General features: G+C 40.3%; 28 protein-coding genes and 1 pseudogene. 18 read left to right on the forward strand and 11 right to left on the reverse strand.

The window, feature by feature from the left end; all coding sequences use genetic code 11:
• Positions 1–129: 129 nt before the first annotated feature.
• Positions 130–1,437, forward strand: a complete 1,308-nt coding sequence (locus tag AC6I3O_RS15565) for an IS4 family transposase (RefSeq protein ID WP_497850542.1) — start codon at positions 130–132, stop codon at positions 1,435–1,437.
• Positions 1,438–2,609: 1,172 nt separating this feature from the next.
• On the opposite strand, the gene AC6I3O_RS15570 is transcribed toward AC6I3O_RS15565, so the two are convergent.
• From AC6I3O_RS15570 to AC6I3O_RS15585, 4 genes are read right to left on the reverse strand one after another with little or no spacing between them, the layout of a single operon-like run.
• On the reverse strand, positions 2,610–2,876 hold the full coding sequence (locus AC6I3O_RS15570; protein WP_497851685.1) for a cold-shock protein: 267 nt from the start codon (positions 2,874–2,876) through the stop codon (positions 2,610–2,612).
• Positions 2,869–3,192, reverse strand: coding sequence for an HU family DNA-binding protein (locus AC6I3O_RS15575; protein ID WP_497851686.1), 324 nt, complete (start codon positions 3,190–3,192; stop codon positions 2,869–2,871). The genes AC6I3O_RS15570 and AC6I3O_RS15575 overlap by 8 nt, the downstream gene beginning before the upstream one ends.
• A 1-nt stretch (position 3,193) precedes the next feature.
• Positions 3,194–3,391 (reverse strand): hypothetical protein, encoded by a 198-nt coding sequence (locus AC6I3O_RS15580; RefSeq protein ID WP_497851687.1) that lies wholly within the window; start codon positions 3,389–3,391, stop codon positions 3,194–3,196.
• Between the two features lie 14 nt (positions 3,392–3,405).
• On the reverse strand, positions 3,406–3,657 hold the full coding sequence (locus tag AC6I3O_RS15585) for a hypothetical protein (RefSeq protein ID WP_497851688.1): 252 nt from the start codon (positions 3,655–3,657) through the stop codon (positions 3,406–3,408).
• 555 nt (positions 3,658–4,212) lie between these two features.
• On the opposite strand from AC6I3O_RS15585, the gene AC6I3O_RS15590 reads away from it, so the two are divergent.
• The 5 genes from AC6I3O_RS15590 to AC6I3O_RS15610 all read left to right on the forward strand — a co-directional run bounded on the left by AC6I3O_RS15590 (position 4,213) and on the right by AC6I3O_RS15610 (position 8,544).
• Positions 4,213–4,797, forward strand: coding sequence for a tyrosine-type recombinase/integrase (locus AC6I3O_RS15590; RefSeq protein WP_497851689.1), 585 nt, complete (start codon positions 4,213–4,215; stop codon positions 4,795–4,797).
• Positions 4,784–5,056, forward strand: a complete 273-nt coding sequence (locus AC6I3O_RS15595; RefSeq protein WP_497851690.1) for a tyrosine-type recombinase/integrase — start codon at positions 4,784–4,786, stop codon at positions 5,054–5,056. Before AC6I3O_RS15590 ends, AC6I3O_RS15595 begins: the two co-directional genes overlap by 14 nt.
• Before the next feature lie 422 nt (positions 5,057–5,478).
• Positions 5,479–6,903 (forward strand): Rep family protein, encoded by a 1,425-nt coding sequence (locus tag AC6I3O_RS15600; RefSeq protein WP_302134686.1) that lies wholly within the window; start codon positions 5,479–5,481, stop codon positions 6,901–6,903.
• Between the two features lie 238 nt (positions 6,904–7,141).
• A complete protein-coding gene (mobV, locus tag AC6I3O_RS15605; RefSeq protein WP_302134685.1) occupies positions 7,142–8,164 on the forward strand; it encodes a MobV family relaxase in 1,023 nt (340 codons plus the stop codon).
• A gap of 209 nt (positions 8,165–8,373) precedes the next feature.
• Positions 8,374–8,544 (forward strand): hypothetical protein, encoded by a 171-nt coding sequence (locus tag AC6I3O_RS15610; RefSeq protein WP_302134684.1) that lies wholly within the window; start codon positions 8,374–8,376, stop codon positions 8,542–8,544.
• Between the two features lie 489 nt (positions 8,545–9,033).
• On the opposite strand, the gene AC6I3O_RS15615 is transcribed toward AC6I3O_RS15610, so the two are convergent.
• From AC6I3O_RS15615 to AC6I3O_RS15625, 3 genes are all read right to left on the reverse strand, one after another.
• Positions 9,034–10,896, reverse strand: a complete 1,863-nt coding sequence (locus AC6I3O_RS15615; protein ID WP_290451298.1) for an IS1634 family transposase — start codon at positions 10,894–10,896, stop codon at positions 9,034–9,036.
• A 715-nt stretch (positions 10,897–11,611) separates the two neighbouring features.
• Positions 11,612–12,112 (reverse strand): DUF5688 family protein, encoded by a 501-nt coding sequence (locus AC6I3O_RS15620; protein WP_497851691.1) that lies wholly within the window; start codon positions 12,110–12,112, stop codon positions 11,612–11,614.
• A 131-nt stretch (positions 12,113–12,243) separates the two neighbouring features.
• Positions 12,244–12,405, reverse strand: coding sequence for a hypothetical protein (locus AC6I3O_RS15625; protein ID WP_497851692.1), 162 nt, complete (start codon positions 12,403–12,405; stop codon positions 12,244–12,246).
• 319 nt (positions 12,406–12,724) lie between these two features.
• On the opposite strand from AC6I3O_RS15625, the gene AC6I3O_RS15630 reads away from it, so the two are divergent.
• The 4 genes from AC6I3O_RS15630 to AC6I3O_RS15645 all read left to right on the forward strand — a co-directional run bounded on the left by AC6I3O_RS15630 (position 12,725) and on the right by AC6I3O_RS15645 (position 15,736).
• Complete coding sequence (locus AC6I3O_RS15630) at positions 12,725–13,243, forward strand: DUF6431 domain-containing protein (RefSeq protein ID WP_290452057.1); 519 nt, start codon at positions 12,725–12,727, stop codon at positions 13,241–13,243.
• Positions 13,244–13,333: 90 nt separating this feature from the next.
• Complete coding sequence (locus AC6I3O_RS15635) at positions 13,334–14,602, forward strand: DDE-type integrase/transposase/recombinase (RefSeq protein WP_039909679.1); 1,269 nt, start codon at positions 13,334–13,336, stop codon at positions 14,600–14,602.
• Complete coding sequence (locus AC6I3O_RS15640; protein ID WP_497850715.1) at positions 14,602–15,408, forward strand: ExeA family protein; 807 nt, start codon at positions 14,602–14,604, stop codon at positions 15,406–15,408. The genes AC6I3O_RS15635 and AC6I3O_RS15640 overlap by 1 nt, the downstream gene beginning before the upstream one ends.
• A gap of 13 nt (positions 15,409–15,421) precedes the next feature.
• Positions 15,422–15,736 carry a DUF6618 family protein gene (locus tag AC6I3O_RS15645; RefSeq protein ID WP_004604849.1) on the forward strand — a complete coding sequence of 105 codons (315 nt, stop codon included), beginning with the start codon at positions 15,422–15,424 and terminating at the stop codon, positions 15,734–15,736.
• 106 nt (positions 15,737–15,842) lie between these two features.
• Here AC6I3O_RS15645 and AC6I3O_RS15650 read toward each other — a convergent pair whose 3' ends face one another.
• From AC6I3O_RS15650 to AC6I3O_RS15660, 3 genes are all read right to left on the reverse strand, one after another.
• On the reverse strand, positions 15,843–16,670 hold the full coding sequence (locus tag AC6I3O_RS15650) for an RpnC/YadD family protein (protein WP_497851693.1): 828 nt from the start codon (positions 16,668–16,670) through the stop codon (positions 15,843–15,845).
• Between the two features lie 76 nt (positions 16,671–16,746).
• On the reverse strand, positions 16,747–16,929 hold the full coding sequence (locus AC6I3O_RS15655; protein WP_497851694.1) for a hypothetical protein: 183 nt from the start codon (positions 16,927–16,929) through the stop codon (positions 16,747–16,749).
• 451 nt (positions 16,930–17,380) lie between these two features.
• The gene (locus tag AC6I3O_RS15660) at positions 17,381–17,551 is read right to left on the reverse strand and encodes a hypothetical protein (RefSeq protein ID WP_497851695.1); all 171 of its coding nucleotides are present in this window, start codon (positions 17,549–17,551) and stop codon (positions 17,381–17,383) included.
• 150 nt (positions 17,552–17,701) lie between these two features.
• Here AC6I3O_RS15660 and AC6I3O_RS15665 point away from each other — a divergent pair, with 150 nt between their 5' ends.
• Together AC6I3O_RS15665 and AC6I3O_RS15670 are read left to right on the forward strand one after the other, a co-directional pair.
• Positions 17,702–18,850 carry an IS91 family transposase gene (locus AC6I3O_RS15665; protein WP_497851140.1) on the forward strand — a complete coding sequence of 383 codons (1,149 nt, stop codon included), beginning with the start codon at positions 17,702–17,704 and terminating at the stop codon, positions 18,848–18,850.
• Between the two features lie 52 nt (positions 18,851–18,902).
• Positions 18,903–19,079 (forward strand): hypothetical protein, encoded by a 177-nt coding sequence (locus AC6I3O_RS15670; RefSeq protein WP_168354808.1) that lies wholly within the window; start codon positions 18,903–18,905, stop codon positions 19,077–19,079.
• 240 nt (positions 19,080–19,319) lie between these two features.
• On the opposite strand, the gene AC6I3O_RS15675 is transcribed toward AC6I3O_RS15670, so the two are convergent.
• On the reverse strand, positions 19,320–19,793 hold the full coding sequence (locus tag AC6I3O_RS15675) for a relaxase/mobilization nuclease domain-containing protein (protein WP_497851696.1): 474 nt from the start codon (positions 19,791–19,793) through the stop codon (positions 19,320–19,322).
• A 631-nt stretch (positions 19,794–20,424) separates the two neighbouring features.
• Between AC6I3O_RS15675 and AC6I3O_RS15680 the strand changes: the two genes are divergently transcribed.
• The 6 genes and pseudogenes from AC6I3O_RS15680 to AC6I3O_RS15705 all read left to right on the forward strand — a co-directional run bounded on the left by AC6I3O_RS15680 (position 20,425) and on the right by AC6I3O_RS15705 (position 22,464).
• Positions 20,425–20,637, forward strand: a complete 213-nt coding sequence (locus AC6I3O_RS15680; protein WP_497851697.1) for a hypothetical protein — start codon at positions 20,425–20,427, stop codon at positions 20,635–20,637.
• Between the two features lie 5 nt (positions 20,638–20,642).
• The gene (locus AC6I3O_RS15685) at positions 20,643–20,708 is read left to right on the forward strand and encodes a helix-turn-helix domain-containing protein (RefSeq protein ID WP_497853492.1); all 66 of its coding nucleotides are present in this window, start codon (positions 20,643–20,645) and stop codon (positions 20,706–20,708) included.
• 226 nt (positions 20,709–20,934) lie between these two features.
• Positions 20,935–21,111, forward strand: a complete 177-nt coding sequence (locus tag AC6I3O_RS15690) for a hypothetical protein (protein ID WP_491867861.1) — start codon at positions 20,935–20,937, stop codon at positions 21,109–21,111.
• 136 nt (positions 21,112–21,247) lie between these two features.
• A pseudogene (locus tag AC6I3O_RS15695) lies at positions 21,248–21,456 on the forward strand (TnpV protein); the annotation flags it as partial.
• 190 nt (positions 21,457–21,646) lie between these two features.
• The gene (locus tag AC6I3O_RS15700; RefSeq protein ID WP_497851698.1) at positions 21,647–21,802 is read left to right on the forward strand and encodes a hypothetical protein; all 156 of its coding nucleotides are present in this window, start codon (positions 21,647–21,649) and stop codon (positions 21,800–21,802) included.
• Complete coding sequence (locus AC6I3O_RS15705; protein WP_497851699.1) at positions 21,799–22,464, forward strand: response regulator transcription factor; 666 nt, start codon at positions 21,799–21,801, stop codon at positions 22,462–22,464. Before AC6I3O_RS15700 ends, AC6I3O_RS15705 begins: the two co-directional genes overlap by 4 nt.
• Positions 22,465–22,499 lie beyond the last annotated feature (35 nt).

Genomic DNA, 22,499 nt, shown 5'->3' on the forward strand with positions numbered 1-22,499 from the left:
TCTAAAGAGTGAGCTCAAAATATTGCACAAAAATTTCCTGATATTTTCATTAGATTTACTATTGACAAAATAACCAAAATTTGCGGCGCAGCCCCTGATTATAGTACATTTTTGAAAGGAGCTGCATTTATGAAACTCATTCAGATTCTCGCCGATATTATCTGCAACACTTTGCTTGACCCAAATGCCCTGGACAGGGCGCGCAGGCAAAAAGGCGCTTATACCCGTAACTGCGGAAAACTTCCTTACTGGACTTTGGTTAAACTTTTACTCGGCAATGTTAAAAAGACAATCTCTGCCTCCTTGGATAGTTTTTTTCATGAACTTAAACTGAAATCGGGAGCACCCTCTGTCAGCTGCTCACAGCAGGCTTTCAGCAAAGCGCGTTCTAAAATTAGCCATTCCATTTTCAAAGAAGCTTTTGAGCGCATGCTGGATTTCCTCTGCAGCCAGGATTCCCTTCCTTTCCACGCGCGGTTTCTGGGGGTATGGGGACGGCAGATCATAGCCATTGACGGCTCTAAGATCCCGCTTCCCAACCGGAAAGCTCTCCTTGATCAATATGGCAGCATCGGGAGAGGTGCTAGCTCTCCCACTGCCATTGCCAGTGTTGCTTTTGACGTTCTCAATGACCGCGTCCTTGATGCCCAGTTCGAACCAATCCATGTGGATGAGCGTACACTTGCCATGAGACATATGGACAATATCAAAAACAAAGCACGGGCAAGCTTATTATACACCATGTTTGTCTTCGACAGGGGATATGCTTCCAAAGAATTGATCGCTTATATCGAAGACACGATCCATGCAGGGTATCTTTTCCGGCTCAGGTCTAAATTTAACAATGCGATTGATGCGCTTCCCGCACCGGCAGACCAGTATGGGATCACCGACCACATTCTCGTTTTGGATGACAGGAAAGTCCGCGTCCTAAAGTTCTATCTTCCAGGCGAGACACTGGAAACACTGATCACAAATGATTTTGGCCTGGATCAAGGTCTGTTCCGCCAGTGCTACTTTCTTAGATGGCCAGTGGAAGAAGATTATAAGCTGATTAAGGAAAAAATAGGGCTTACGGACTTTCGCGGTTATTCCGAAAATTCGATCCTTCAGGAATTCTGGATCTCCATTCTGCTTGCGAACCTCACCCTTGCTATTAAGAAGGAAACGGACGGGATCATCGACCGTACCATTAACCAGAAAAACAATAAGCACAGGTACATGACAAATATAAATGAGCTCGTCGGCTGCCTGAGCCGTCGGCTTCCAGAATATATGGATTCTGAGACACCTGCCGAAAAATTTACCATAATCCGGGACATCTTTTGTTTTGCCGTATCACATCGGGTACGGGATAAAAAAGGATGCAAAGAGTCAAATCCACGTGATATTCCCAGAAAGGTAAAGCATCATTACAATAACAAGGCAACACACTAACTATCATTTCTGAAAGGTGGTGATGTCCCGCGGTTCTATGCTCCATGGCGTCAGAGAAATATTTTTAAAATTTGCTTCTAGCACCAAGGGGGAAGTCTGCCCTTTTTTATCTCACCCAATATACTTTTTGTTATATTTCTGTCAATTTAATGCTGTATTCTCGCTCTTGATACCATACCACTACTAAGTTGTTAACATTGATTGAAATATACTCCCTAAATTCTTTTCGTTGTTTCAATTTTTTCTTTGAGATCATTTTTAACTTTTTATTTTTCCTTTCGATGTGGTAATAGATACGTCCCCAAAACAGGGAACGCAAAAATGAGAATCCAGAATCGGACTCTCTGAAATGTTCAAATATTTAGTTGTATGTTTTGGACAATTTTGTCCAACTGTAATGACTCACCACGATTTCGTGTTGAGTTATAATTTTATTCCATGGTAATGTAACCTTTTTCGCAATTCCGAGAAAAACTCATTTCTTTATAGGTGTTAAGTTTAAAACAACTGCCAAGTACATATAGGTATACATCAGTTCCCTGCGGGAAACCACCGTCCCACAGGGCAAATTGCAGCATACCTAATAATTCGTACTGGTAGTAGTTGTGTCAGAGTTGTTCATAATACTATTTCTCTTTAAAGGGATATCGTGAATCGCTATAGCCTCAATATAATAGTTGGGAAATCCCATCTATACATATGCACCACAAATGGCTCCGTCAATTCTGTCGAAGCCATACTTTTTGGTACATGTTGGATGTGAATTATACGGTGTCTTTAAAAATCCAATGTGTTGTTTAAGTCTGCGTCCATTTGGACGATAACTACTTCTAATAGCAACGTCTAATTTGACGCACCCTAAATCTCAAAATCCTATTTGGGTGATTCCGAAACTTTCGGAGACACCACTTTGCAATGTTCGTCATGTCCTACACAATCTGTATTGGTTATGATAGGTTCATTTGAACCTCACTCTCTGTATGCATATCCAATATCTCTTCTGTAAAACAATCTTGTTCCATTTAATTTCTTCTTTTCTGAATCATTTTTCTCATTCTCAACACTATATAAATTACACTTCTCCTTTTGACAGCTAAAAACTTAACAAAATTTCTATACCCAACTTGTTCGATTCCATGGAGAAAAATGTTAAGTTTTATTGGCTTCAAAATCTATCTGTATCTTTTCCTATATGGCGGTGTTTCTACTACAATAACATTCTCTGCCTGTTCTTTCCTTGTTTTCTTATTAATGCCAACACCAAACTCTACCAGATATCCATATTCCAACCATCCGCTTCTGCACTGTGATTTGTGGACGAAGTATGATGCTCCGTCCTTTTTCGACTTGATAAATCCATAGCCTTTCCTTTTATCAAATCTTGTGACAATTCCCCATTCTCTATCTTGGTTCAGATATTCATCCATCATATTACTCATGGCTTCTTTCTCCTTTGATCTGCTTGTCTACATTCTTAGAAATATTGAATTTGATGAACCTTCTCTCTGGAAAAGTTAATTCTGTCTTACACATTGAGTTATATGTAGTCCTGGCCTTCCTCACTTTTGACACGAAGTTTCCAAAACCTCTTAAACTGATATCATCTCCATCAACCATGCACTGTGACATCTCTTCCAGGAATATATTGATGGCAATCTCAATATCTTCTTTTTTTACCTTTTCCTTACGTCCCTCTCTGCCTACGTTTACCTTTTTCCATACCCTGTCAACTAATTCTGGCTTAAAAATAATCATATTATTTGTCCTCCTTCGCTTCTAAAATCTCTTTTACCTGCTGGGCTGTCAGATTGAACTTCTTCCCATACTTCGGCTGTTTGTCCCTCTCATCCTTGAATATTGCATATCCACTTACTCTAAGGGGATGTCTCTTTGTACTGCATTTCTTCACGCAATAGCCTTTCCTACTTGCCAACTGCTTAATGTATGGCGGCATGGAACTGGAATCTGCTACTTCATGTCTCTTTGCTTTGATCTCGGCTTTTGACATGGTACGTCTGACTTCTCTGATCCATGGAAGAATCTCTTGGAATCTTTCATCTGACTTATTGTTAAAGTCATTCCCAAACCATTTTCGCCATAACTCCCATAAGTACGCTTCTGTGAATTGCGCTTTTCGGCTTGTCTTGAACCAATGCGCCTAATCCACTTCTTCTCCTCATAAAAGTTAATTGTGTTTGTGTTAGTTGCTTTCTCTGTCATTTTTCATGACCTCCTTTTGTTTGATTACTTGTTGCATGTTTTGATTACAATTACAATGTTTTAATTGAATCTTTGAAATCCATGTTTTAAGTTGTGCCTCTGGATGTATTGGGATATCCTGATATCTGATATAGCCCTGTAACGATGTATACGGCGCATACAGACATTTTGAGATATCACCTTGTATTTCTCCATATGAAGAAATTCAGGCACTAAAATAAGCCCCATAATCAATCCCATAGGATCAACTGTGCGACTTATTTTAAAGTCCGAACTTCTTTAGTTGTCATACGTGCAAGAATCTCCTTTCTGTGTGCACTGATTTTCTGGTCACTTTTTGGTCACTTTTCTTCTGACACCTGCCTCAAAGCCTTGATTTATGCGGATTCTAAAATTATGAATCGGGTTCAAGTCCCATCTTCCGCATTAGAATAACGATAAGTCTTGTAAAATCAAGGTTTATCGTTATTTTTTTGTTTTTAGGGGTTGTCGGTTTTGGCACTTCGTTTTACAATAGTCTTGTGCGTTAGATTCCACAAGAAAGGACGCACAAATATGTTAAGAAGAAGGGCTATAATGGTTAATGAGAACATCAAGACAAAAGACGCATTAGAGGAATTTTATCAAGACAAACGGTCTGAAAACATTGCTGAAAGCACATTGAAAACTTATGATATGCACATTAGAAATTTTATTGACAGTAATGATATGTGGGAATTTTCAACCTGCTTAATAAACAAAGACCAATATCAATGGTGGATTGAAGATTTAAAGGAAGACCAAAACAAAAAGGATGTTACAGTCGCTACATACTGCAGAAGCGTTAGAGCCTTTATATACTGGCTTCAAGAAAATGAATATGTTGACGTTTTTCCTGTCAAAATTCCTAAGTACCAAAAGACTGTTAAACGGTGCTATACAGATGAAGAACTGCAAACACTGCTAGAAAAGCCTGAACGTGGTTGTAGTGAAGTCTTCTATCAGACATGGGTATATGAAAATTTTTTAATTGCCACAGGTTTGAGGTTATCTTCCAGTTTGGATGTAAAAGTTGAAGATATTCAATCAGACGGTACGATATACATTGACATAACAAAAAATAATCAAGGTCTGGCACTGAAGCTTAATGCTGCAATGTAATGTTGCAAACTATAACAGGGCACATAATATAGAAAAAACTTCCATACATCTGTTTAGACATACATTTGCGAAAAACTACTATGCACAAACAAAAGATGTATATACCTTGTGTCAAGTTTTGGGGCATAGTAATATTTCTGTGACAGAAGTGTATTTGAAAGATTTAGGGGTTTCCCTATTTGCGGATACTGTTTATAACCCACAACAGCAATATGCCAAAAAGGACACAGCCCCCAAACGTCGTGGTCGAATGCGTTAATTCTATCCAGTCAAAAGCACTCTTTTTTGAGTGCTTTTTGATTTCTTCTGAATAGCTTATAAATAGTACATATGTGCCAACCGGCACATATGTGCTATTTATTCATACAAATGTATAAAATCTTCAAAAAAAGAGTTTTTCTGATATATTGTATAAACTGTATAAAATACAGCTATTAGAGCGTCAATCCCAATATTTGCGCCATTTTCACACAGGTAGTACCCTGGGCTTGGGTACTACCTGTATTGTATAAACTGTACATTTTTATACAATTATTTATCCGTAAGGTATTGACAAATTGTATAAAGTAGGATAAAATAGTTATTAGTAGAGAAAAGGATTTTAGCGGTTTTAGTAAATCGCTTATTCTTATGCTCTACTTTTTTAATGCAAAAAACAAATACAAGAAAGGAGATTTTGATATGAAAGTAAGAATATTTAGTGTTATGCAATATGAAGTTAATCCAAAGACAGGGGAAAATTTGAATTTTAATGAAAGGAATATTATAAGTGCCTTATCACATAAATCAATAAAGCAATGGGCTTATATATGCCATGATGAGGATAGATTTACTGATAAAGATTTTGATAATGATATATGCACTAAAGAACAGGTCGGAGAATTAAAAGGAAAACACTGGCACATTGTTTGTCGTTGTGATAGTCCTCTTGAATTGCATTCGATAGCAAATTGGTTTGGTGTTCCCGAAAATTTTATAGATGTTCCCAAAGGTCGAGGGGCATTTTTAGATTGTGTCATGTATCTGACACATGAAACTCAAAAAGCACAAGAAGAGGGTAAATTCCACTATGCTGATGATAAGGTAAAAAGCAATTTTGATTTTAGAAAAGAGATTGATAATAGAGAAGAAAGACGATTGAAATATGGCGGTGATTTGACAAAAGAAGAAGAAATGATTTATGATGTCCGTTATAACGGAAAAACACTAAAGCAATGTAGAATTGATGATGAACTTCTGTATTTGAAGATTGAAGAAAAGCTACAAAAGAAAAGATTGCTCTATATTGCTGATATGGAAATGCCGAACACAAGATTGAATTATTATATCACTGGCAAGGGCGGATATGGAAAAGACGTAGCTTCAAGGGCATTAGCAAGAAGCCTTTTCCCTCAATTATCCTCTGATGATGAAATCTTTTTTGAAGTAGGTGGTGATAATGTTACATTTGAGGGGTATGACGGACAACCTGTTATTATCTGGTCGGAAAGAAGGGCGTCAAAACTACTTGATGACTTCAAAGGTCGAGAAAATTTGTTCAAGGTGTTTGATTCTCACCCTCACAATGCAAAAGTCAATATTAAATATGGCTCTGTGAAATTAGTAAATACGGTAAATATAGTAAATAGCGTTCAAGACTATAAAGAATTTTTGGATGGACTAGCGGGTGAATATGTAGATAAAGAAGGAGTTTTACATAAGGCAGAGGATAAAGGACAAAGCTATAGAAGATTTCCTATAATAATGCCTTTGCATACTATGGATATTGATATTCTTTTTTCTAAATATTTTACTGGCGAAAGCAACAATCCGAGCGAATATGAACAGTGGAAAAGAATATGCGGAAGTTTTAGAAAGGTAAGAGTGCTTTGTAAAAACAATGAAGAATTAGCAAGAATGGTAGAGGGTAAAATGTTAAGTGGTTTACCCGAAAAATCAAAAGAACTTTTAGAAAATGAAGTGCAATTAACAGAAGAAGAAATATTAAAAGCATTAGAGCATTACGGCGAAGAAATTATTGTTGTCGAGAACAAGGAAGAAAAGAAAGAGATTGATCTTGTAAAATTAGCAACTGACGAAAATACTTACAAGCATTTTTGTATTTAATAGATAAGAAGCAAATATACCGTTAACGGTATATTTGCTTCTTTAACTTATGGCTTGAAAATCCTTAAGCAAGTCAAGGGTGCAACCCTTGCCCCTCGGGAGAGCAAGTTACCAACAGAATTGGTATAACTTGCTATACCAACTCTGGCGCTCTCTTGATTTTAGCTTTTGATGTGATGTAAAATTTAGCAAGGGGAGATTATGGCACTGACAATATTAAGAAAGGCGGTGCTATAATATGGCGCATGTTGCAAAATATACGAACATTCAAAGCGGTCATTTGCTTAATCACTATAACAGGGCTGAAGAAAAGGATTGCAACCGTTCAAATGAGGATATAGACAAGGCAAAGACAAAAGATAATTACAATTTGATGAAAAGAGAAGTAACTCCGCAAGCATATTACAAAAGCCGATTGGATGAATTATACAAGCTTGGCAGGGCTGATGTAAAAACAATGTGCGACTGGGTTATTACTTTGCCGAAGGACTATGACGGAAATGAAAAAGAGTTTTTCATTCATGCTGTAGATTTTTTAAATGAAAGGTATGGTGCAAATAATTGTGTCGGTGCTTTCGTTCACTGTGACGAAAAGCAAACGCATATGCACTACTCTTTCATTCCTGTTTCGCCTGATAAGAATCCCGAACATGAACAGCACGAAAAGGTATGTGCTAAAGAGGTTTTGAACAGGAATGATTTAAAGACTTTTCACGACGATTTACAAAAGCACCTTAGAGAGAAAATGCCCAACAGAGAGATAAATGTCATAACTGGTATTACACAAGAGCAAGGGCGCAATATGTCCGTTAAAGAGATAAAGTTACAGGCAAAGGCTGAAAAATTACAAGAGAAAGAAAAAGAGATTGCCGAAAGAGAAACAAGGCTCTCAAAGAAAGAGGAAAAATTAAAAAGTAAGAAAAAAGAGAACCTTGAAAGGACAAAAGAATTAGATAGGCAAAAGAAAGAATTGACACAAAAAGAAAAGGGGTTGGAAGCCAAAGAGACGGAGATATATGAAAGGGAGAAAAACTTTGATAAGTATGTTACATATCGTGAGCATTATTGCTCTGAAAGAGGAATAACAGAAATCCAGTATGAAAGAGAATGCTATCAAGCAAAGCTAACGAACACATTAAAACCTTATCCAGAAATGATGAATCCCACATTGCCAAAACAAGAGCGTCAAGAACTTATAGACAAGTATAAGGAACAACAAGAACATACTCATGAACACGAAAGAGAAATGCCAAAGCGATAACGTAAATCAATGTCAAGATTGAAAAGGAAGATTTTCAAAAGGTTTTTCTTTGAAAATACTCTTTTCTGTCTTGACATTGGCTGTATGAATAGACTGGGAAAAGAGGAAAAACCACAAAGGGGCTTTTTCCTCTTGATTATATACTTTTAAATGGTTGTATGGTATAATCTTTTAAATAAATCGGGATTTGGAGGAGGACACACACATACATGGATGAGCAAAAGAAAGAAACTGTTGAAAAAACAGTAAAGACAGGCATCACATTTGGCAGCGCACTGGCAATGGTGATTAGTTATTCTACCTGGCACTCTGTTGGGTGGGCTATTTTTCATGGGCTGTTAAGTTGGGCATATGTGATATACTTTATTTTGAGATACTAATTCCAGTTTATATAGGGAATTATTTGAGAAGTGCTTACTATTATAAGGGTATGTAATACACATTTTTTGTATATTGTACCTCTTTTGTATGAGTATAAAAGAGTATAGATTCGGCAAGAGCGATTTTAAATCGCTTTGATTGGGTGTGCTACATGGAACAAAAATAGAAACTGTATTCCCGTCTATTGACCAGACATTCTTTTTGATATACAATATACAAGAGGAAAAGAACCTCTTGTATAAAGTTTTATGATTAAGGAATCATCCCTTTACAAAAGTATAGAGTATATTGCAATTTTGCAACAGTCAAAATACGAGAATAAGCCGTTATGTAAACGGCTTATTTTTGTGCAAAAACTGCTTGCAATTATAGCCCATATGTGCTATAATCCCATCTTTAACACTTGCAAAAGTCTAAAGAGGCGCTATCCCTTGATTTTACTAGGATTGCGCCTCTTTAGCTTTGATTATGGATGTTGTATGGAAAGACTATTTTGAAATTTTTTTGATCTTTTTATTTAGTTCTTTCGGTTGATAGTATTTTTTATCCAGACCAAGCCCCCAAATTGCATTTAGGGCTGTGCATACCTTAGAATTGTCGTAGGTTGACATGTAACACATATCTTCTATATTGGCTACTTCCATGTTCTTTAAGGTTTCAATGATATTTTCAATAGAAAAGTGTGTTCCATATCGGTTTAATTTTGTTTCTAACAGCCGGTATATCAGAAGCGATGTATAACAGATCATAAAATGTGCAACAATCCGCCGGGGCTTCTGATGGTATACAGGGCGCGCAGAAAGATTTGTCTTCGTGATCCGGAAGCAGTCTTCAATCTTATACCTGTTCGAGCTGATCCCAATTACGGTTTTTACATCGTCATCAAGATTTGTCGCTACCGCATAAAAACCATCATATTTTTCTTCTTTGTCTATAACAGCCTGATCTATTTCGTATGAATCTGTAACAGTCTCCCCACTTTTCGTACAAGAAGTTCTTTTGATGAAGCGCGTGACATCATGAGGCCCCTTTTTATAGGTATCGGGCTCCAGATTCTTAAGAAGTTTTTTTGCCCGTTCAATCTGTCGGTTCCGGATAAAACGCTGGTATTCCATCATTTTTCTGGAAAAAGTTACAATCACCTTTTGTTTTACGGTGGCTTTCGACTTTACTTTTACTGTTTTCCCGTTTTTCAGGTGCTTTTCTTCATAAAGCCCAAGATCGAATGCTTGATCGGCTTCAATGATCTTGTAAGCCTTGTCATTATATAAATCTTTATTTTCAGGATCCCGTTTATCGAAGGATTTCAAATCCTCAATTGTAACAGGTGTGTCAGAAGAAAGAAGCTTATAACCATAATCATTAAAAACAGCTTCTTTCAAATGGTCGGAAAGTTTCTTTACAGACTGGGTGACGATAAAAGCACGGCCGCCCATGGAATTAAAGTTCCTGATATTGAGCGAACCAAGGCCGGCATCTGCACAGTATATAAATTTCTTTTTCTGAAACATCTGTGAGAGCTTTTTTTCCAATGGGATAACGGTTGTCTGTTCATTGTCTGAGCCGGAAGTAATACACATGGACAGAGGGATGCCGTCCGTATCCATGAACAGCCCCATTTCAACAATGGGATTGGGGCGGTGTTCTTTGGATGGACCGTACTTACGCAGCCCCTTGATGGTTTCACCGGTCACTTCATCGACATAATCCTCGTCTTCCATTTCAGTCTCAAAATAATAATTCGTGCAGTCATAGAAACAGACAGAAGTATCCCTCTTAATAATGTTATTGCTTTTCTCGAAAAGATGGGAGATATATTCGTCATAATGATCTGCCATAAGATCCATGGTGCGCATGATATGCATGTAATCGAACTGAGGTTGTTCATAGTAATTTGCCATATGCTGCAGGGAGCTGAGTTTTGAATCCGGCGCAAGAATGCGGTCACAGGTAAGGAAACGGTTCACAAGGTTCGGGTCGAAGGTAATCTTTGAATCGGCTGTTAAGGAGTCAAAGAAAGAACCGATTTCCAGGCTGTGGTAAAGCTGTTGAAGAAAAAAGTAGCCAATATTAAGTTGTTTGCTGGAAGAAGCAAGCGAATCGGAAGCTTTAAGCTTTTCAGCAAAGTTGATCTTGAGTTCTAAAGAAATCTGATGATTAAGTTTAGCCTCCTCATTGAATTTGGCGACCTGCTCTTTGGCATAAGAAAGAGGGTCGTCGGTAATCTTTAGAAGATCAGAATGCCGACCGATCCGTGCAATATTTTTAGTAGTCGTTTTTTTCCCATTCCGGATACCGAGTTGAACGAAATAGGTAGGGTTTTTTGATTTCCTGTCATACCAAAGTTTCATAACACCATTATAGCATAGTTTCACGTGAAACACAACACCATACAACAAAATAATTTCAAAAATTTGACAAAAAAATGCAGGCTTTATAGGGACTGTAGCGATTTTATCTTTTTTTAAGTGTTAAAGATCCGATTCGGCAAGAGCGATTTTAAATCGCTTTGATTGGGTGTGCTACATGGAACAAAAATAGAAACTGTATTCCCGTCTATTGACCAGACATTCTTTTTGATATACAATATACAAGAGGAAAAGAACCTCTTGTATAAAGTTTTATGATTAAGGAATCATCCCTTTACAAAAGTATAGAGTATATTGCAATTTTGCAACAGTCAAAATACGAGAATAAGCCGTTATGTAAACGGCTTATTTTTGTGCAAAAACTGCTTGCAATTATAGCCCATATGTGCTATAATCTTATTCGTTAGATGAAGTGTTTTCTGCTTAAAGAACAAGACCAAAAACCTTGAAAAATGGCAGAAAATCAAGAAACTATTAAATAAATAAACGAACAAGACTATTTGAGCGGATAGAACAAAACTAAGGATCTTGTAGCTTTCGAGCTGTGTGGGTTCAAGTCCCATCTTCCGCAGGAGGAAAGAAGCCTTGATTTTCAAGGCTTCTTTTGTTTTTTTAAGAAGATTCTTCTGCTGTAAGCAGAGTAGCTATTTTGCAAGATATTTTTCAACCTTTCTTAAAATTTTATCTATTTTTTCTGCTATGCAACTATCTCAACTCTATCCGTCTCCTTGTTGTAATAATAAACAGAATCCGACAGCCTTGCCTCCGGCTCTACCATACCGGGACCATGGTTGATTTCACAAACCATCTTCTTCAATTCCTCTGCTGTGACTCGTCCGGTATCCTTCAGTAACAATAGTTCATGTACCGAGCAAGGCAGGATGTAGAAATCCCCACCTTGCTCTTGCGCAAATTCCCGCAACAAATCCTCCCGTAAGATTGCCCTCCCGCCATAACTCTCGCTTGGATTCTTCACCACATGTAATTGTTCAAGCCCTGCCAGGCAAGCCTCTATTTCTCCTGCTTCTACCTGCTTCATAAGCAGTTCTGCCATGCCTGGGTCAGCCATTTCCCGAAGCAGCTTTTTCCTAACAAATTCCATTACGGATTCTACTCGGAAACTTTCTTTCTTTAGATTTCTCAGAGCTGTTTTCCACAGCACCTCTAACCCTACCTTCCAAGTTTCCATCTGTTCCAATTCACAAGCACTGAGGCTATCATTTCCTGTTCTTCTTTCACAAGAATATAAAATACAACTGCAAAATCCAGATATTCCTTATAAAAAACGCTATCAGACTTACTCCGATAGCGTTAAAAACAATGATAAAACTATATACCAAACATTTTTCTTGTACTTTCGACATCTTCCACACTACAGCCAAGCTTCTCGGCAATCTGTACATTTGTTAAATCCGGGTTCTTCTTAACCATCTGGAAAATATCTGCCGATAATGTGATTCCCTCACTGTCGTCCCGCAAACTAAAGTTCAAATCTCCCGCACAAAAACGTCAAATTAAAATCTCAAGTCCCAAATAACGTCTATAAGAATGTGCTGTAGGAAGCAGCACGTTTTCCTCTTGACCATTCCATGCTGTTCCGATATAGTTTTTATGGAACGAAAAAAAGAGAAAGAACAGCACCCCTACAGTTCGTTCTTTCTCTCATACACCAGTGTGCCTGCCATATACGGGATCATGTCCCACTCTTGTGACTCCGGCACTACCGACATATACTATGATAAGAGAAAACTCCCTGTTTTGCAAGCTGATTCGTATAAAAACTTCATCTAAAGTCCTGTTTGATTCTTTCATGGAGGGATTCTGCCCTGAGCTGCAGACCTGTCCCTGTTGTGGGGCTAAGGGAAGCTGCCGGATCCATGCCTACTATGGCCGTTCTCTGGTGGACTTCGTGGGTGGCACCCCTGTCCGCCACAGCCTCTGCATTCTGCGCCTTATCTGTACCTGCGGCCATACCCATGCCATCCTTCCGGACTTCATCATCCCCTACTCCGGCTATGGCCTGTTCTTTCTCCTGCGTGTCCTGGCGGAGTATTTCCTGCACCTGTCTACCGTGGAGAGACTCTGCGAGCGCTTCTCCATCTCTCTTTCCCAGCTGCGCCGATGGCTGGATCTTTTCCGTGTGCAGAAGGTGGAATGGCTGGGCATCCTCTCTTCCGTGGAGATATCCGCCCTTTCTTTCCTGAAGGCTCTGTCCATCCAACCCGCCTATTCTGATTTTGCTTCCGCCTTTGTCCGCCGCTTTGCGAAATCCTTCCTCCAGTCCCATAGGAATCCGGCGCCTTACTGCCAGCAGGTATTCGGCCCGTGAAATGCTTTCCCTCAACCACACGCCATAGGTATGGCTTCCTTTCCCCACCTCCCTCATAATGGTGCAAAACAACCTAAGGAGGATATTTTTATGGACAACAATCAAAAGAACCTTTCGGATGCAGCCGCCATGGCACAGTTCCGGCTCGCGCTCATTGCACCGGTCATCCATGACCTTTACCCAGATGCGTCCAGGAACGCCTACTACCAGCGTATCACCGAGAACCCTCTCACCCTGCCGGATGGTTCTGTGTTCCGCTATAGCCCCAAAACCATCAGCAAGTGGGTATCCCTTTACCAGAACGGCGGCATCGACGCACTTATGCCCCGGGAGCGCTCCGATAAGGGTGCCACCCGGGTGCTGCCAGATACCGCCATCGAAGAAATCTGCCGGCTCAAGGCGGCTTTCCCAAGACTGAATTCCACCCAGATCCACAAACATCTTGTGGAAGAAGCCTTCATCCCTGCTTCCGTCAGCGTCTGCGCAGTCCAGCGTTTTGTGAAGAAGCATGACCTGAAATCGGCATCCAACCCAAACCTGAGGGACAGGAAGGCCTTCGAGGAAGATGCCTTTGGGAAAATGTGGCAGGCGGATACCTGTTACCTTCCTTATATCACGGAAAACGGCCAGCGCAGGAGGGTCTACTGCATCCTGGTCATTGATGACCATTCCCGTTTCCTGGTGGGCGGCGGACTCTTCTATAATGATACGGCCTACAACTTCCAGAAGGTGCTCAAGGATGCCGTGGCCGCTCACGGGATCCCGTCTAAGCTCTATGTCGACAACGGTTGCAGCTACGTGGGTGCGCAGCTCTCCCTGATCTGCGGTTCCATCGGCACCGTCCTTTTACATACAAAAGTACGGGACGGTGCCTCCAAAGCCAAGATAGAACGCCAGTTCAGGACACTCAAGGAAACCTGGCTCTATACCCTGGATATGGATTCCATCACCTCCCTGGCGCAGTTCAACGGGCTCCTTAAGGATTACATGCGCTCCTACAACACTTCCGTCCATTCCGGCATCGGCACTACACCCCTTGCGCGCTACCAGCAGACCCGTTCTTCCATCCGCAGGCCTAAGTCCAGGGAATGGCTGGAGGAATGCTTCCTGAACCGTATTACAAGGAAGGTGAACAAGGATTCTACCGTCTCCATCGACAGGGTGGCCTACGACGTCCCCATGCAGTTCATCTCATCAAAAGTGGAGATCCGGTTCCTTCCGGATGACATGTCCTCCGCCTTCATCCTTTACGAAGGGGAGCATTACCCCATCCGGCCTACGGATAAGAACGAAAACTGCAGGACCAAGCGCAATAACGCACCAGGCATTGACTACTCAAAGTTAGGGGGTGGCTGTTGATGTTCCGTTCTTACTATGGATTATCTTTCAATTCTTTTGATAAACAAATGGCCCGGGAGAAAGACCGTTTCCTTTCTAAGGACATTTCTGAGATGCTCTCCCGGCTGGACTACTTAAAAGATACCAGGGGCATCGGCCTGTTCACGGCACGCCCCGGCATGGGCAAGTCCTTCGCCCTGCGCTGTTTTGCAAAAGGACTCAACCCCAACCTCTACCACATGGAGTACATCTGCCTCTCCACCGTAAGCGTCATGGAGTTCTACCGCCAGCTCTGCTCCGTCCTGGGGGTGGAGCCAAGGGGCGGTAAGCCCGGGATGTTCCGCGCCATACAGGAGCAGATCCTCTACCTTTACAAGGATAAGAAGCAGCCCCTCCTCCTGGCCGTTGATGAGGCCCAGTACCTATCCACAGGCATCCTGGAGGACATCAAAATGCTCATGAACTACGGCTATGACTCCCTGAACTGCTTCACGCTCATCCTGTGCGGGGAACCCCATCTTAACAATACCCTGCGCAAGCCCGTTCATGAAGCCCTGCGGCAGAGGATCACTGTGCACTACAACTTCTCCGGTCTCTCTGATTCGGAGGTGGCGCAGTACGTGCTCCATAAGATCACCTGTGCGGGAGGCTCTTCCTCCATCATAGAGCAGGCCGCCCTTTCCGCGGTCCACAGCCACTCCCAGGGAAGTCCCAGGCTGGTGGACAACCTCATGACTAACGCTCTCACCCTTGGCGCACAGATGGAGAAGAAGATGATCGACACAGAAGTGATACTAGCCTCCGTCAGCAGCCAGAATCTTGGGTAGGGAGGTGCTGCTTATGGAATATAACTGTATCCTCAGGGATGGTCCCCGCAGGGAAATCTGGACAGGAAAGATCCTCTTATTACGGTGGCGGCCTGGGTGGTATGAAGCAGAGATCAATGGGCGGGGGACTTACTTCCACATCCTGGCCGGGCAGCATAAATATGGGAATTACCTTTGTATCCCGAACCATGATGTAGGATGTGAACTGTCTGATTTTTCTGATATTTTTTGGAATGAGGGGCGGCTCAGCAGTCTGATGCGGAAGGTAGATGCAGTTACGGTTGCCTCTGGCTTGGCTTATCTCCCGACTCTGGCTGACAAACAATGAACCACCTATATGCATCTTGTGGCCGTGGATCTTACGACAGGATCTATGGCCTTTTGCGTTTCAAAGGAAAAATCAATACCGGCAGTGTGCAACATTTTCGACAGCATTATGCATTTGCAGAAGGCACTGCGCAGTCTACGGGAGAAAAGTTGGAAAAATAATTTGCTGTTTGCGTCTCCCTCAATTCGCCGCCCAACACCTCACGTCTTCCCTGCCATATTCCTTCCTGCAGTTTTACTTGCATATCTTCCTCATAACTATACTCTGCAATCAACATATTCTCCACCTCGCTTCCTTTCCTCTTTAAATAATCTGCCAGAATCCCCTTTTCAATACATTCCTTGATTGCCTTTTTAATGGCGCCTTCTTCCTCCGAATACTTTCTCACCGTGCTGATAAACTGGCTATATTCCTTTAGTATCCCACATTTATCCAGAATCCCATGCGCTTTATCGGAATTGATGTTAATAACCTTGACCTTTAATTCTACGGAATTTTCTCCTGCCGGATTCATAAATGCGTCTGACAAAGATAATACCTGTTCTAACGGCTGTTCCTTTTCGCCATTGTAAAATACATAAAACTCTGGGGTCGCTATCTTCACCAACGTCGTCCTATAGCGCGCCTTGCTGTCTACCAACTGCTCATATGCCCTTCCCACATACATCAAGCAGCGCAAGGGCATGTTTCGATTGATAGTGCTTTGATGTTCTCCGAAAACAAGCACCAGCCCATTCACCTCACAAGAAATGTCATTCTTAAAGTTCTTATATAAGACATCATCAATCTTTACCTTCCGAATGATTGTTTCATCCTTATAGTTTGTATCATGCAATGCATTATATAAACTCAGCAGATTCTTCTTTGCCGTTTCATCTTGGTAAAAGAGGTCAACAAAGAGACTATCTTTATGTTCCCGTTTCTCCTTCTCCATTGTCCTGTACCTGCCTTTCCTTTCTCTTTATACTACCATACTTTATTTGGCGCTTCAATTATCGGTTTCAATATCTTTACGGACATTTCCTTACACCAGCCTTCCTATATTTACGGCTGCTACATTTGAGATAATCATTGGTTGATTTGTAATTGCTGATTACGACTACGGGTTCTTCGCATTCGCAGCAGATGAAATCACCCTCACCAACTTCTATCAGATTTTTACAGAACTCGCAGATAACCATTCTCTTGCCCAAATTTTCTCCCTCCTATCTCTTGTCTGACATTTTTACTCCCTTTGTCCTAAAATCTCTAATAGCCGCTATCCTCCCTATGGCTGCATGGCTTGGATACTGCCTTTATCAGATTTCCTCTGTAATAAACATCGCAAAAATCCAGACTTTCCTACTCTGGCACTTATACAAGTATCATTAGAATCATATCCCATTACAATCCTATACTTTGACTGATTCTGTGCATGATACTATGGCATAGGCATTTGGAATCGACTCTCAAAGAATCTAAAGCCACATCAAGAGGGAATATACTCACAATTCCCAAAAACATCTATTATTCAATAGCCTATGTTCCAAATCCATCTATCAACATTCTGATAGAAATCCTCCCTCTCTATCTTTTCTGGCGGGCGGCACATAGACAAAAAGTCAGAACATTCTCTGCCCTGGCTCTTTTCCTTATATCATTCTCCTATCTGACATACATTCTGCCGTCGTCAAAGACTCTGTAAGTAATCACGTCTCCGCCCATGCGGCCTGTCACTTCCACAAAATCTGGCGTCTCATAGCAATCCATGACATAATCCAGATTCTCTAATGCCCTATCCTGTGCCCGATTCATCCTTTCTTGGTTTTTCGCCATCTTTTCTACCTCCAATACTAAATTTAAAATAGAATGATAAAGTTACTACGATAAGCATAAAAAAGTGTCTTCGACACTTCAACCCCCTAGCCCCCATTCATGGGGGAATTAGGGGTTTCTTTTTCTTTTGTTTTCCTGCATAATAGTCTTATGAGCATACTACAAGAAATTTTTAAAGATCATTATGAAGAAATGGTTTATATCCTACATCCCCGTGACTCTGTCATCGAAAATGTTGAAAAAATGATCAACTGCGGCGCTCCCTCCTTTGGTGGCGCCATGTATGGCTGTCCACACTGCGGAAAGCTTAAGTTTGTCCCTTTCCGCTGTAAAAGCCGTTTCTGCCCCACCTGTGGCAATAAATATGCCATGGAACGCACTACCAGTATGTCCTTTAAACTGGTAAATGTCCGTCATCGCCACTGTGTTTTTACAATTGATGAGCAGCTCCGGGATTTTTTCCTCAATGACCGTTCCCTCCTCGACTGCCTTTTTCATGCCGTAAACAATGTTGTTTCACGCATGTTTTTTAAACAGAATAAGTCCATGAACTTTACTCCCGGTTTTATCATGGTCCTCCACACTTTTGGCAGGGACTTAAAATGGAACCCCCATATACACTGCCTTATTTCTGAGGGTGGTTACAGCGATAATGGTTTCTGGCGCAATACCAGACACTTCAACTATACCTATCTCCGCAATGCTTTCCTCACTGCCCTGCTCAATGAAATGGACTCCAAAATCGGCCCTTCTTTCAAAAGGGTTAAGTCACGCTGTTACCGGGATCACAAAGACGGTTTCTATGTCTATGCTAAGCCTAATAAATGTGACCCAAAAACTGCCATAAAATACATTGGACGCTATCTGGGGCGGCCTGTTATCGCCACATCCCGGATTGACAGCTATGATGGTGACTTTGTCACCTTTCACTACAACCGCCACGAAGATGACGCCTATGTGGAAGAGACCCTTCCTGTTATGGAGTTCATAGAGCGCCTGATCCGCCATATCCCGGAAAAGCATTTCAAAATGATCCGCTATGGCGGCATTTATGCACGCCACCGGGAGATTGATAAAAAACTTTATAGAATCATTTCCCGTGAAAAACACCGCATTTTCAGAAGCTTTAACCAGTGGCGCACGGCCATTCTCTCTGCTTTTGGCTATGACCCGCTGAAATGTGAATGTGGCACAACTATGCTGTTTTTAGAACTCTATTTCAACCACAAGCGCGTTTCTCTGGAAGAATTGTACGAGAAAGTCATGTCCCGTTCTCGTGGAAAAAGGTCTTCTGCATGACTTTCTTAATTCCCATTTCTGTAGTATACTCCTTTCAAAGGAGGCTGTACTTATGAACCCAAACACAGAGAAACTACGCAAAAAATATATAGATAATCCACCCGAAGGCATGACATCCGGGGACATTCGCCGCATGAGCGAGGATGACCTTCTTGATATGGATTATTTCTTAAATGAAGATGACCCATTTGACGACGATTTTGGAGAGGAAGGTTTTTATATTTTCTAAATCCTTGACCGTCTGTTTTGAATACCTGAAACACATATCTATCTAACATATGTTCGGTAAACATATGTTTTTCTTTGTGTGCCAATAGGTCGGAATTTCCTATAAAGTTAGAATAATATGCAATTAAAGTCCCCAACCATAACAATTACAATGTGCCGCATAAAGCAAGGAATATCCCGTCAGCCGAGATATTCCCAATCATTACAATCACGCATTACCCTATCTTCTCTTTAGTATCGGCTATTTGCCAAACCATTTACTTGAGATTTTTCTCTGTACAATCGTATTTACATACCGTCTGACATCTTCGATTGGATAATACGCCTTGTATTCACCATTCGTATACGCAACCGTGTTAATCGCCATATGGATATGTATATTCTGCGTATCATCATGTACGGCAAACATGACCTGCCTGTCATATCCCCAATATGCCGCTATCCCGTATCCCATTTCCATCACTTCATCAACCGTAAAGCTCAGGCTTTTTTCAAAGGATATGATAATGTGGAATACCTGCTTTCCTTCTTCTTTATGGTATATCTGTTTTACAATCAAAAACTGATTTACCATATCTTCCACATACAGCGGAAATACTCCCATGCCTCCTACCTGTTCAGGCTTATCCAGCCTGCAGATATAGTCAATTACCCTTCTTACTGCATCTTCATTTTCATAATCACCTTCGGGAATTTCTATTTCAAATGCTGCCATACCAAACGTGCCTCCTGACTTAAAAAATCTTTATCTTCTTGTGCAATATCATATTTATTAAGAATCTTATTTAATGATGTCGAATAATTACACATCTGTACTAATAGCTCTGTATTTTGAATATTATTACGTGCTCTTTGTCTAATACATTCGCTCAAGCCTATATTATATTTTTAGCTTCATTTCTATAATCGTTATACTCATCTTCTGTTAATCTGACTGTCACTTTTTTGTCCTTTGTTCCTGTCCCTCTGGCCATTGTTCTGTTTCCTCCTTCGTTATCTGACATCTTTGAGCAGGTAACGGACTGTCAGACATTTTTGTCTGTTGTCCGTTACCATGGTAACCCTTTATTTAATTGTTATCTCTTTTATTCTTTTTTATTTCTGCTTAAAATAATATTCCCATTCTTAAACTATCCCGAACTACCTCGAACTTTCCCTGGCTATAATGAACTCTCAACACATACCCTAAAACTAGTAATATTGTCAATAGGCATTACTATATTTAGGGTATATAATAATCTCAACACCAAAACAAAGCACCTCGACAATTCAATAGACTTTATACTCTAAGCGTGATATAATACTACTACCAAGACAACGAACAATCACAGAAGGGGTGATATATCATGGCATTGACAAATGAAGATTTACTAGCAATCTCTCAATTACTGGATGTTAAGTTAGACGCAAGACTAAAGCCGATGGAGAATGATATCAAATCTATCAAGGACGAACAAACCAGAATCAACTTGATCATTGAGAATGAAATTCAGCATGACATCAATATACTTGTTGAGAATTATGTACCTGCTGCAATATTGCAAGCAAAGAAACATTAAATACAATATGTAGATTATTAGATTGTCAACCTGGAGACATATTAGAATACATAAATTCAGATCAAGAATAAAATGATATAACATACACTCATTTAAAGTGTTTTTCATGCACTATAAATGAGTGTATTTTTTGTACATTTTTCCAAATAGGCATACACCTATTTTATGTGTATAATAATCTCAACATCAAAACAAAGCACCTCGACAATTCAATAAAGGCTTTACACCTTTTATATAATCCGCTATACTGATTATAACACTTAATTTTTGTTTCAATATGGTAAAGGCGGTGAAAGGATGGTACAAGATATGACGCTTGATGAACTAAAACAAATTACGATTGACTATTATGTAAATTTACAGCGTATTAAAAAAGCTGATACAGGTAACAATCCAGAATTAGAGTATCAGTTAAAAGTATACAAAAACAAACTTGCTTCTTTAGGTATACCATCTGAAGAATATGAGATGTAACAACTAAATAACCGTAACCACTTAATCAAAAGGTGTAAAGTCTTTATTGAATTATCGAGGACTTTACACTCTTTTTATATTTACAGGTTATGGAGGTTGAGATATGAATACTTATTTTAATTTGCGTCATGGATGAATGGTCACAAGTGGCAAGCTCAACGCCTATCTTGTCGGGATTGACAAACAGGCGCAGGAACGCTCCCACAGGCTCATAGAGGGCATGAAACAGGAACAGGACAAACGGAACGCCAAAAAGAAGAAAACGCCTTAAAATGGACAGGGCGGCTAGGTAACATAAGGGCTTGTGCGAAGGAGATTGTGAACGAGGAAATTATTTTCGCATAAGCGACAAGGCGGCAGAGGGTAAATCTCTGTCGCCTTTCTCGTAGAGAAGATATCAGGAATGGTGTTTGCTTAGATGAAAGTTCATATTTTGTGTGTTGATATTGTTCGTTCAAACGGATATAATAAAAACAGTACAATTTAGGAGGACAGAAATGTTTGAATATATGACGGCACAGGAAGCATCAGAGCGTTGGGATATATCGGTACGGCGGGTGCAAGCAAAGAAAAGCGGATTGAGGGTGTTATAAACATTAACCGTGTATGGCTCATTCCTAAAACAGCGAAGAAACCTGCTGATGGCAGATATAAAGAAAACAAAAAACAAGATGGAGTTGACCCGCTATGAAAAGAATTTTAATTATTGATGACGACATACATATTGGAAATGTGCTTGAAGAAACGCTTTCCAAAGAAGGGTATCAAATCTTCCGTGCTTATTCTGGAACAGAGGCATTATTCGTTTTATCAAAGTCAAAGCCAGACCTTGTATTATTAGATTTAATGCTACCGGGATTGAATGGAGAAGATGTACTTCCCCAAATAAAGGGAATCCCTATTATTGTGGTGAGCGCCAAAGTTGATATTGATAATAAAGTTGATGTGTTGCTTGGCGGTGCGGTTGATTATGTGACGAAGCCGTTTAACATGAGGGAACTTTTAGCCAGAATTTCCGTACATCTCAGAAATTCGGAAAGTATGCTTGTTTCTTCAGAATTGACATTTGCAGATATTGTACTCAATACCAATACCCATATTGCAAAAATCGGTAATACGGAAATAAAATTGACAAGGACAGAATATGCTATTTTGAAACTGCTTATGCAAAATCCCACGCAGGTTGTTACAAAATCACTGTTGTTAGACCGTATCAGCACAGACACACCAGATTGTACGGAAAGTTCTCTGAAAATGCATATTAGCAATTTGAGGAAAAAACTTCGAGAGGAAAATAACAAAGATTATATTGAAGCGGTCTGGGGAATTGGCTTTAAAATGAGGGCAGAATAAATCTTTACGATTTCTTTACTGTTCTCTTTACTGTT

It is taken from the genome of Sporofaciens sp. St.21A7, assembly GCF_059728535.1.